The organism is Streptomyces sp. ATexAB-D23, from assembly GCF_000373645.1.
Classification (GTDB): Bacteria; Actinomycetota; Actinomycetes; order Streptomycetales; family Streptomycetaceae; genus Streptomyces; species Streptomyces castrisilvae.
This window is the reverse complement of sequence record NZ_KB892049.1, coordinates 1-9944: the sequence shown is the minus strand read 5'-3', so window position 1 is coordinate 9944 and position 9944 is coordinate 1. Positions and strand designations below refer to the sequence as shown.

Here is a 9944-nt window from a genome sequence, read left to right as displayed (position 1 = left end):
GCGGACTCGTGGACGACGTCATCGACCCCGCCGAAACCCGCGAGGTCCTGATCGCCTCGCTCGCGATGCTCCGCTCCAAGCACGCCGACCTGCCGTCTCGAAAACACGGCAACCCGCCCCAGTAATACAGGGTCAAACATCACCCGAAACCCCTTTTGTCTCAAGGGGGTTGGGCGTTACGGGTCGATTGACAAACCGCCTGTGCTGTTTTTTAATGTGAGCCTTGTGCACACAGGACGGGAAGTCAGGGAGGCGAGCTGCGTGGACATAGATGCTCTGGGTGCGCTGGAGGTGCGTGAGAACGGGGTGTCCATCACCCCCACCGCGCCGAAGCCACGTCAGGTTCTCGCTCTGTTGGCTCTGCACGCCGACCAGGTGGTGCCCGTGTCGGTCCTTGTCGAGGAGTTGTGGGGGGACAAGCCGCCGCGCAGTGCCCGCACGACTCTCCAGACCTACGTGCTCCAAGTGCGCGACCTCATCGCTGTGGCCCTTCTCAAGGACCCCGCCGACCGTCCTGCACGCACCTCCAAGGACGTCCTGGTGACCGCCCCCGGCGGTTACATGCTCGTCAGCGGCGACGGGGTCAGCGACGTACGGGAGTTCGACCGGCTCGCCGGCATCGGATACCGCGCCATGGACGCGGGCGACTACCCCAGGGCCGCCGAAACCCTGCGGCAGGCGCTGGAGCTGTGGACCGGATCGCCCTTCTCCGGGGTGCAGACGGGCGGGCAGCTGGGCATGGAGGTCAAGCGGCTGGAGGAGACCCGGCTGTGCGCCCTCGACCAGCGCATCGACGCGGACCTGAGGCTGGGGCGCCACCGCGAACTGCTGGCCGAGCTGACGGTTCTGGTGAGCCGTTACCGCACCCATGAGAACCTGCACGCCCAGTTCATGATCGCACTGCACCGGTCGGGACGCCGGGGCGAGGCCCTCGGGCTCTACCGGCGGCTGCGCAACACCCTGGTGCACGAACTGGGCATCGAGCCGTCGGCCAGGCTCGCGCGGTTGCACAAGTCCCTGCTGGCGACCCCGGTCGACGACGGGCGCAACCCCCTCAACGGCTCCGTGCTGCCGCTGGGCGGAGCGGGAGCAGTGCCGATCAGCTGACGCAGCGCAATGATTCCGCTACAGGTCGGCTCTTTCCGGCGGAAGAGCCATGGGAAATGAAAGACCGAGAGCTTGCGTAAACCGAATTATTTGAAGTCCGCTACAGAGTCGCTGGAGAAAAACACTCGGTGGGTCCTGACCCGATAGCTTGCTTCCCAGCGCAGCTTTCTGGCCACTCAAGGCCATGGGCGAGCGGACGCCAACGGGGAGGGCGGAATGAGGGTTCAGCTTCTGGGGCCGTTGTCGGCCGAGGTCAACGGCGGGTCGATCGTTCCGACGGCCGGCAAGCCCCGCCAGATCCTGGCATTGCTTGCGCTTTATCCAAGCCGAGTGGTGCCGGTACCCACGCTGATGGAGGAGATCTGGGCCTCGAATCCGCCGCAGAGTGCACTCACCACCTTGCAGACCTATATTCTCCAGCTGCGCCGAAGACTCGGCACGGCAATGGGTCCGGATTCTCGTGACGGCGTGAAGGATGTGCTGGCCACTCGGCACGGCGGTTACTTGTTGCAGATACCGGAATTGAATATAGATGTCCGGGTCTACGAGAAACTGGCGCGTGAGGGGCAGATCGCCTTCGAGGAGGGTGACAACGCGCTGGCCGCCGAGCGTCTTCGCTCCGCCCTCGACCTGTGGCGCGGTCAGACGCTCGTGGACGTACGGCTCGGCCCGGTCCTTGAGATAGAGGCCATGCGGCTGGAGGAGAGCCGTCTGGTGGCGGTGGAGCGTCGGATCGACGCGGACCTGAGGATGGGCCGACACACGGAACTCATCGCCGAACTCATGGAGCTGACCGCCCGTCACCCACGCCACGAGGGGCTTCACTCACAGGTCATGGTCGCCCTCTACCGCTCCGGCCGGCAGAGTTCCGCACTTGATGTGTACCGGCGGCTCCGCACGCGGCTCATCGAGGAGCTGGGCGTCGAGCCCTCGCCGCAACTGCAGCGGCTGCACCAGGCGATGCTGGCGGTCGACCCGCTGCTCGATGTGCTGTCGGGACCCCGGCGGACGTCGACGTTCGATCTGTTCGCCGCCTGAGACCGGACGCGCCCCGACCCGGGCCCGTCCCGTCGGGGGAGGACATGGAGGGCCCGGGTCCGGATCGCGCACCGGGCCGGGGTGCCCGGTGCCGTTCATCCTGGGCGACAGTAGTCGTGTACGGCTGGAGCGATACCGGAAACGACGAAAAGGTCACATTATATGCAGCACCGGGAGAATGCGACCCTCTGGGCCGTGAGCGACCTGCACGCCGCGTTCTCGGACAACCGAACGCTCGTGGAGCGGATGCTGCGCCCGGAATCGGACGACGACTGGCTGGTGGTCGCCGGCGACTGCGGCGAGATGGCCCATGACATCGAGTGGGTGCTGAACCTGCTCAGCGGCCGCTATGCCAAAGTGCTCTGGACTCCGGGCAATCACGAACTCTGGACTCCCCGCGAGGACCCGCTCCAGCTGAAGGGCGTGGAGCGCTACGACCACCTCGTGGAGATGTGCCGCGGCCTCGGGGTGGTCACTCCCGAGGACCCGTACCCCGTATGGACCGGTCCCGGCGGCCCGGTCACGGTGGCACCGCTCTTCCTGCTGTACGACTACAGCTTCCGGGTGCCCGAGGCCGCCGGCAAACAGGAGTCACTGGACCTGGCGTACAAGTCCGGGGTCGTGTGCAGCGACGAGTTCATGCTCCACCCGGACCCCTATCCGACCCGCGACGCCTGGTGCCGGGCCCGGGTGAAGACGACGGAGGCCCGGCTCGCCGAGGCAGACCCGGCTCTTCCGCTCGTCCTCGTCAACCACTATCCGCTGGTACGGCAGCCGACCGACATCCTGCGCTACCCGGAGTTCGCGCAGTGGTGCGGCACCGACCTGACGGCCGACTGGCACACCCGCTTCTCCGTGCACACCGTGGTCTACGGGCACCTGCACATCCCGCGCACGACCTGGTACGACGGAGTGCGCTTCGAGGAGGTCTCGGTCGGCTACCCACGGGAGTGGCGTCGTCCGGGCCATCCGGAGGTCGGACCGCGCCGGATCCTGCCCCGGAGCTGACCGACCGCTTCGGCCAGCCGATGTCGTCATCGGACTTCTCCGGCCCCGACGCTGTCACCAGGCACTTCATCAGCGACTCCCCCTGTGAGGACATGCGCTCGGCACGGCTGCTCGACATTCTGCCTCGAAATGCTCGGTATCCACTCGGGGCCCGGTCGAACGAGACTTGAGCAGTGACGAAGGGCCGCGTGAGCCCTGCCGGAGACCCGGTCGCGGAGTCTGGCAAACGTTTGCCCGGATGTTGTCAGCGGCCGTAGGCTCGATGTCCGACCGAGGCCCCGGCCCGCCCGTTCGTTCTCCGCGGCCGCTCCTCTCGTGTACGCGTCCCTGACCGCTGCTCTCCGAGGAATTGGTCCATGCTGCGACAGCCCGCATTCGGAAGCCGGTTGAAGAAGATCCGCCTGGCCCGCGGCCTGTCCCAGACGGCCCTGGCCGGCGAGGGCATGTCCACCGGGTACCTCTCCCGGCTGGAATCCGGGGGACGCCAGCCCACCGAGCGCGCGGTGGCCTACCTTGCCGAGCGGCTCGGCCTGCAGCCCTCCGAATTCGAGGAGCCGGCGGCGGGTTCGCTAGCGCACGCGCTCACGCTGGCCACCTCCACCGGCTCCGGCACCGCCATCGACGTCCTGCGCGAGGCGTACGCGGCCGAGAGCCACGAGTCGCCGGCCCTGCGCTGGCAGGCCCTGTGGCTGCTCGCCCAGTCCCACCGGCTGGAGGGCGACCACGTGGGGGAGCGCGCCCACCTGGAGGACCTGGTGAGCCTGGGCGACGAGGTCGCGCTGCCCGAGCTGCGGGTGCGCGGCCTGACCCGGCTGGCCCGCTGCTTACGGTCCGTCGGCGAGATCCAGGCCGCCCTTGTCATGAGTGAGGACGCCCACCGGCTGGCCTGCGAGGCGGACTTGGGCGTCGAGGACCGGGCCGCCGTGCTGCTCGCCCTGGCGTCCGTGGAGACGGAGGCGGGCCGGCTGCCCGACGCGCGTGTCCACGCCGACGAACTGGCGGAGCTGGTCGAAGGGCGCTCCGACACCCTGTGGGCGGAGGCGCTGTGGACGGTGGCCGCCGTGCGCGTGCGGCAGGGCGATCACGCGGGGGCGCAGCACATCCTGGAACTGGCGCTGGCCGGATTCTCCAGCGCCGTGGACCTGACCCTGTGGGTCCGGCTGCGGATCGCGGCCGGACGGCTGTATCTGCAGAGGTCTCCGGCCGACCCGGCGGCGGCGGAGCGCCGCATCACCGAGGCGGAAGCAGCCCTGGTGTTCGTCCGCACGGAGGCGCTGGACCAGGAAATGGCGGGTCTCAAGGCGGACTTGGCGTTCGTCACCGGCCGCTACGACGACGCCCGTACGCTGCTGGCCGGGCTGGCCAGGGACGAGCTGATGACGTACCGGGACCGGGTGCGTTTCGATGTCCTGCGCTACCAGCTGAGTGTGCTGGAGGGGGACGAGAGCGGCGTCCAGGGCCTTGGCGCACTGGCCGAAGAGGCGCAGGCCAGCGGGAACATCGACCTGGCCGCCGAGATCTGGCGCATTCTCGCCGAGGCGCTCACCCAGCTGCGTGCCGCGCCCGTGCTGCCGTCGCCCCGGCTCGTCCAGGAGCCGGACAGCGCCTGACCTCCGCCGATCCCGGCCGGTCCCGGCTGATCTCCGCCGGTCCCCGCTGATTCCGGCTGACCCCTTCTGAACTCCGCTCCGTCCCGCTGTGACGCGGGGCGGGGTGCCGAGTGCTGCCCGCCGCCCGTCACGCGCCGGCCACGGGCCAGCCGATGTCGCCGTTCGGGGCGACGGGCCAGCCGATGTCGCCGGTCGGGGAGTCGGTGGTGGTCGGGGCGACGGGCCAGCCGATGTCCGCCGCGGAGTCGGTGGTGGACGGGGCGACGGGCCAGCCGATGTCGGCCGCGGAGACGCCTGCCGCGGTGAAGAGGGCGGCGGTGAGCGTGGCGGTGACGACCAGTCCGCGGGCGAGACCCTTCATGACTGACTCCTCTGTGACTCGGTTCTGCCTGTGTGTGCAACTCCTTGGCAAGAAGATTGACAACTGTGCCTTGGATTCCGCTCGGGATGTGCTCAAGAATCCCTGGAGCCCGGCAAACCGATAACTGGAGCGCCCTCCCGGCATTCGCCGTGACCTGTCCTGCTTTCCGCATGTGACCTGCGGAGACAGCCGAATTACGGCTCCGCGGGCAACGGGAGACCGGCTGACTTCCCCTTGATGAGCCGCCCATGGCGTGCTGTGCCGGAACGCCCGGACTAGAGCGCTGCTGGAGCGTGGATTGCCAAGTTCTCCATTCTGTAGGCAATGTATTGCCAACCACGTTGGCAATGTCTGGCACAGGGGAGGGCCTGGAGATGATCCACCTCAACACGGCAGGTCAGGGCCGTATGCCTGACCCGGTCCGCACGGTCCTCACCGAATGCGTACGTGTGGAGGACCGCTTCGGGCCTCACGAACTCGAGGAACGGGTCGGCGACCTCGTCCACGGCGAGGTCCACCAGCGGCTCGAACGCCTGCTCAACACCCCCGACGGGCACACCGAACTGTTCACGGGCGGCGCGGCGGCGTTCGACGCGCTTGTGTCCGGTCTCGCGCTCGGCAAACGCGACCGGGTCTGGACCACGCCCTACGAGAGCGCCGCTCACCTCGCCACGCTCCGCTCGGTGCGCGACCGCACCCGCTGCCGGCTTGAGGTCGTCCCGCTGCGCCCCGACGGGGACCTGGACCTCGACTGGATGAGCGCGCACATCGACGACTCCGTGGCGCTGGTCTCCGTGCCCCACGTCCCGGCGAACCGGGGCATCGTCAACCCGGTCGCGGACATCGGCCGCCTGCTCGCCCCGCACCGCTGCCTGTACGCCGTCGACGCGGCGTACTCACTGGGCCAACTGCCCGTCGACATCGCGGACATCGGCTGCCACCTGCTGACCGGCGACGGCTGGCGGTTCCTGCGCGGCCCGCGCTCGGTGGGCTTCGCCTACGTGTCGGCGAGGCTGCGCGACGCGCTGTCCCGGGCGGAGGTGGCCGACGAGGCGCCGCGTGCGGCCGCCCTCGCCTCTCCCGTGCCGACGACCGCCGCGGTCGCCGCGTTCGCCTCCGTCCTGTCCCACCGCGCCGCGCGGCCGGCCCTCTCGTACGAGGGTCTGATCCCCGCGCTGCGCGGGGCCGTCGCCGGGGTGGCGGGCGTCGAACTGCTCGCACCCGGCCGGCGCCCTTCGGCGATGCTCGCCTTCCACCACCCGGAGCTGTCCGCCGCGCTCATCCGGCGCGGTCTCGCGGAGCGGGGGGTGGCGGTGCGCAAGACGGTGGCCGACGAGACGCCGCTGCTCGCGCGGCACGCGACCGCCACCCCGGCCCTGTGCGTCTCGCTGGACGAGGGCACGACGCAGCAGGACATCGACGACTTCGCCGAGGCCCTGGCCGCGGTGGTGGCCGAGATCAGGCCGCGCCGCGATGTCCCGAGGACCGACCCCGCTCGCATCGCCCTCGTCGGCAGCTGAGCGCACGCACCCGGCCGGGCGTCCCCGGCCGGGTCGAGCACCCTTCGAACCGTTCTCAAGCGCCGCGGACGACGGTGGGAGGCGCGATCGCCGTGCGCACCTTCGGGTGACCGGCGGCTGCTCCAGTACTCCGAGCTGCCGCGGAACGTGCGGGGTGAGCCCGCGCACGCCCACCGTCCGACCACGCACCCCTCTGGAGAGCCATGTCCCGTCGCCTGTTCACCTCCGAGTCCGTGACCGAGGGCCACCCCGACAAGATCGCTGACCAGATCAGTGACGCCATCCTCGACGAGCTGCTGCGGCAGGACCCGTCCTCGCGCGTAGCCGTCGAGACGCTCATCACCACGGGCCAGGTCCATATCGCCGGCGAGGTGACGACCCGTGCCTACGCCGACGTCCCGACCCTCGTGCGCGAGAAGATCCTGGACATCGGTTACGACTCCTCCGCCAAGGGTTTCGACGGCGCGTCCTGCGGCGTCTCCGTGTCCATCGGGGCCCAGTCCCCGGACATCGCGCAGGGCGTCGACACCGCGTACGAGAAGCGGGTCGAGGGCGATGAGGACGAGCTCGACCAGCAGGGCGCCGGCGACCAGGGCCTGATGTTCGGGTACGCCACCAACGAGACCCCGAACCTGATGCCCCTGCCGATCGAGCTGGCCCACCGCCTGTCCCGCCGGCTCACCGAGGTGCGCAAGGACGGCACCGTCCCCTACCTGCGCCCCGACGGCAAGACGCAGGTCACCATCGAGTACGACGGCACCCGTCCGGTCCGCCTGGACACCGTCGTCGTCTCCTCGCAGCACGCCGCCGGCATCGACCTGGACGAACTGCTCGTGCCCGACATCCGCCGGCACGTCGTGGAGGCCGTTCTCGCGCAGCTCGCCGAGGACGACATCAAGCTGGAGACCGACGCCTACCGGCTCCTGGTGAACCCGACCGGGCGCTTCGAGATCGGCGGCCCGATGGGCGACGCCGGCCTCACCGGCCGCAAGATCATCATCGACACCTACGGCGGCTACGCCCGGCACGGCGGCGGTGCCTTCTCCGGCAAGGACCCGTCGAAGGTGGACCGCTCCGCCGCCTACGCGATGCGCTGGGTGGCCAAGAACGTCGTCGCCGCCGGCCTCGCCGCCCGCTGCGAGGTCCAGGTCGCCTACGCGATCGGCAAGGCCGAGCCGGTCGGCCTGTTCGTGGAGACCTTCGGCACCGGCACGGTGGACCAGGAGCGGATCGAGAAGGCCGTCTCCGAGGTGTTCGACCTGCGTCCGGCGGCGATCATCCGCGACCTCGACCTGCTCCGCCCGATCTACGCCCAGACCGCCGCGTACGGCCACTTCGGCCGGGAGCTGCCGGACTTCGCCTGGGAGCGCACCGACCGGGCCGCCGCCCTCAATGCCGCCGCAGGGGCCTGACCGGCCGCTCGGGCCACGTCTTCGCCGCGGCCCGGCTCCGGGCCGCCCGACAGGAGTTCAGGAGTTAATGTGCGTATCGCGGTGACAGGCTCCATCGCCACGGACCATCTGATGGCCTTTCCCGGCCGGTTCGCGGACCAGCTGATCCCCGATCAGCTCGCCCATGTCTCGCTCTCCTTCCTGGTCGACGGGCTCGACGTGCGCCGGGGCGGGGTCGCGGCCAACATCGCCTTCGGTCTGGGCAGCCTCGGCCTGCGTCCGCTGCTGGTCGGGGCCGTGGGCACCGACTTCGCCGAGTACGAGGTCTGGCTCAAGGAGCACGGCGTCGACACCGGAGCCGTGCGGGTCTCCGCCGAGCGGCAGACCGCCCGTTTCATGTGCATCACCGACGAGGACGCCAACCAGATCGCCTCGTTCTACGCGGGTGCCATGGAAGAGGCCCGCGACATCGACCTGTGGCAGCTGGTCGGCGCCTGGGACCGGCCCGACCTGGTCCTCGTCTGCCCGAACGACCCTGCGGCGATGGTCCGGCACACCGCGGAGTGCCGCCAGCTCGGCCTTCCCTTCGCCGCCGACCCCTCCCAGCAGCTCGCCCGCCTCGACGGCGACCAGATACGCGAGCTGGTCTCCGGTGCGCGGTGGCTGCTCACGAACGAGTACGAGGCCGCCCTGCTGCTGGAGCGCACCGGCTGGACCCGCGACGACGTGCTCGAACGCGTCGACACCTGGGTCACCACCCTGGGCGGCGACGGCGCCCGGATCGACAGCAGGAACGAGGCGACGCGTACGGTCGCGGCCGTGCCCGGCACGGAGGTCACCGACCCGACCGGCGGCGGTGACGCGTTCCGCGCCGGCTTCTTCGCGGCCGTGAGCGCGAAGCTGCCGCTGGAGGCGGCGGCCCGGCTCGGCTGTGTGACCGCCGCCTCCGCCCTGGGCGCCGTCGGCTCGCAGGCGTACGGCCTCGACCGTGACGCCCTGCTCGCCACGGTCTCGCGGGCCTACGGGAGCGAGGCCGCCCAGGAGATCGCACCGGCTCTCCATGACATGCCGTGAGCGGTGACGCGGTACCCACCAGACCTTTCAGAACCCGAGGAGCAGCACGCATGCCCGTTCAGCCGAACGTCGCCTTCACCGACTTCAAGGTCGCCGACCTCTCACTCGCGGCTTTCGGCCGTAAGGAGATCACCCTCGCCGAGCACGAGATGCCCGGTCTGATGTCGATCCGCGAGGAGTACGCCGCCGCCCAGCCGCTGGCCGGTGCCCGGATCATGGGCTCGCTGCACATGACCGTGCAGACGGCGGTGCTGATCGAGACCCTGGTCGCGCTCGGCGCCGAGGTCCGCTGGGTGTCCTGCAACATCTTCTCCACCCAGGACCACGCGGCGGCCGCCATCGCGGTCGGCCCGGACGGCACCCCGGACGCCCCGGCGGGTGTCCCCGTCTTCGCCTGGAAGGGGGAGACGCTGGAGGAGTACTGGTGGTGCACGGAGCAGGCCCTGACCTGGCCCGGCCACACGGGTCCGAACATGATCCTGGACGACGGCGGCGACGCCACCCTCCTGGTCCACAAGGGCGTCGAGTACCGGAAGACGGGCGAGCTGCCCACCGCCGACAACGAGGAACTGGCCGTCGTCCGCGCCGTGCTGGAGAACAGCGGCCTGGACTGGACGGCCCTCGCCTCCGGGATCCGTGGGGTCACCGAGGAGACCACGACCGGTGTGCACCGGCTCTACGAGATGCACCGCGAGGGGTCGCTCCTGTTCCCGGCGATCAATGTGAACGACGCGGTGACGAAGTCGAAGTTCGACAACAAGTACGGCTGCCGTCACTCGCTGATCGACGGCATCAACCGGGCCACGGACGTGCTGATCGGCGGCAAGACGGCCGT

General features: G+C 70.0%; 10 protein-coding genes. 9 read left to right on the top strand and 1 reads right to left on the bottom strand.

Features of this window, described 5'->3' with window-relative positions; all coding sequences use genetic code 11:
- The 5 genes from B082_RS40460 to B082_RS0129585 form a co-directional block, all read left to right on the top strand.
- Window positions 1-125: carboxyl transferase domain-containing protein (locus B082_RS40460; RefSeq protein ID WP_018555422.1), on the top strand; the 125-nt coding region annotated here is incomplete at its 5' end.
- A gap of 136 nt (window positions 126-261) precedes the next feature.
- The gene (locus B082_RS36975; protein ID WP_078622687.1) at window positions 262-1107 is read left to right on the top strand and encodes an AfsR/SARP family transcriptional regulator; all 846 of its coding nucleotides are present in this window, start codon (window positions 262-264) and stop codon (window positions 1105-1107) included.
- A gap of 216 nt (window positions 1108-1323) precedes the next feature.
- Complete coding sequence (locus tag B082_RS0129595) at window positions 1324-2145, top strand: AfsR/SARP family transcriptional regulator (RefSeq protein ID WP_018555420.1); 822 nt, start codon at window positions 1324-1326, stop codon at window positions 2143-2145.
- Window positions 2146-2307: 162 nt separating this feature from the next.
- Entirely contained in the window at window positions 2308-3153 is an 846-nt protein-coding gene (locus B082_RS0129590; RefSeq protein WP_018555419.1) for a metallophosphoesterase family protein, read from the top strand.
- Between the two features lie 356 nt (window positions 3154-3509).
- A complete protein-coding gene (locus B082_RS0129585; protein WP_018555418.1) occupies window positions 3510-4763 on the top strand; it encodes a helix-turn-helix domain-containing protein in 1254 nt (417 codons plus the stop codon).
- Window positions 4764-4890: 127 nt separating this feature from the next.
- Here the strand turns inward: B082_RS0129585 and B082_RS0129580 are convergent, their stop codons facing one another.
- On the bottom strand, window positions 4891-5124 hold the full coding sequence (locus B082_RS0129580) for a hypothetical protein (protein ID WP_018555417.1): 234 nt from the start codon (window positions 5122-5124) through the stop codon (window positions 4891-4893).
- Window positions 5125-5471: 347 nt separating this feature from the next.
- On the opposite strand from B082_RS0129580, the gene B082_RS0129575 reads away from it, so the two are divergent.
- The 4 genes from B082_RS0129575 to B082_RS0129560 all read left to right on the top strand — a co-directional run.
- Complete coding sequence (locus B082_RS0129575; RefSeq protein ID WP_106435563.1) at window positions 5472-6644, top strand: aminotransferase class V-fold PLP-dependent enzyme; 1173 nt, start codon at window positions 5472-5474, stop codon at window positions 6642-6644.
- 203 nt (window positions 6645-6847) lie between these two features.
- Complete coding sequence (metK, locus tag B082_RS0129570; RefSeq protein ID WP_018555415.1) at window positions 6848-8056, top strand: methionine adenosyltransferase; 1209 nt, start codon at window positions 6848-6850, stop codon at window positions 8054-8056.
- Window positions 8057-8125: 69 nt separating this feature from the next.
- A complete protein-coding gene (locus B082_RS0129565) occupies window positions 8126-9109 on the top strand; it encodes a carbohydrate kinase family protein (RefSeq protein WP_018555414.1) in 984 nt (327 codons plus the stop codon).
- Between the two features lie 50 nt (window positions 9110-9159).
- A partial coding sequence (locus B082_RS0129560; protein WP_018555413.1) for an adenosylhomocysteinase occupies window positions 9160-9944 on the top strand: 785 nt, incomplete at its 3' end.

Excerpts from the sequence above, each read along its gene's own strand:
- B082_RS0129595 (WP_018555420.1), top strand. The coding sequence starts at position 1,324 with ATGAGGGTTCAGCTTCTGGGGCCGTTGTCGGCCGAGGTCAACGGCGGG.
- B082_RS0129590 (WP_018555419.1), top strand. The coding sequence starts at position 2,308 with ATGCAGCACCGGGAGAATGCGACCCTCTGGGCCGTGAGCGACCTGCAC.
- B082_RS0129585 (WP_018555418.1), top strand. The coding sequence starts at position 3,510 with ATGCTGCGACAGCCCGCATTCGGAAGCCGGTTGAAGAAGATCCGCCTG.
- B082_RS0129580 (WP_018555417.1), bottom strand. The coding sequence starts at position 5,124 with ATGAAGGGTCTCGCCCGCGGACTGGTCGTCACCGCCACGCTCACCGCC.
- B082_RS0129575 (WP_106435563.1), top strand. The coding sequence starts at position 5,472 with ATGTCTGGCACAGGGGAGGGCCTGGAGATGATCCACCTCAACACGGCA.
- metK (WP_018555415.1), top strand. The coding sequence starts at position 6,848 with ATGTCCCGTCGCCTGTTCACCTCCGAGTCCGTGACCGAGGGCCACCCC.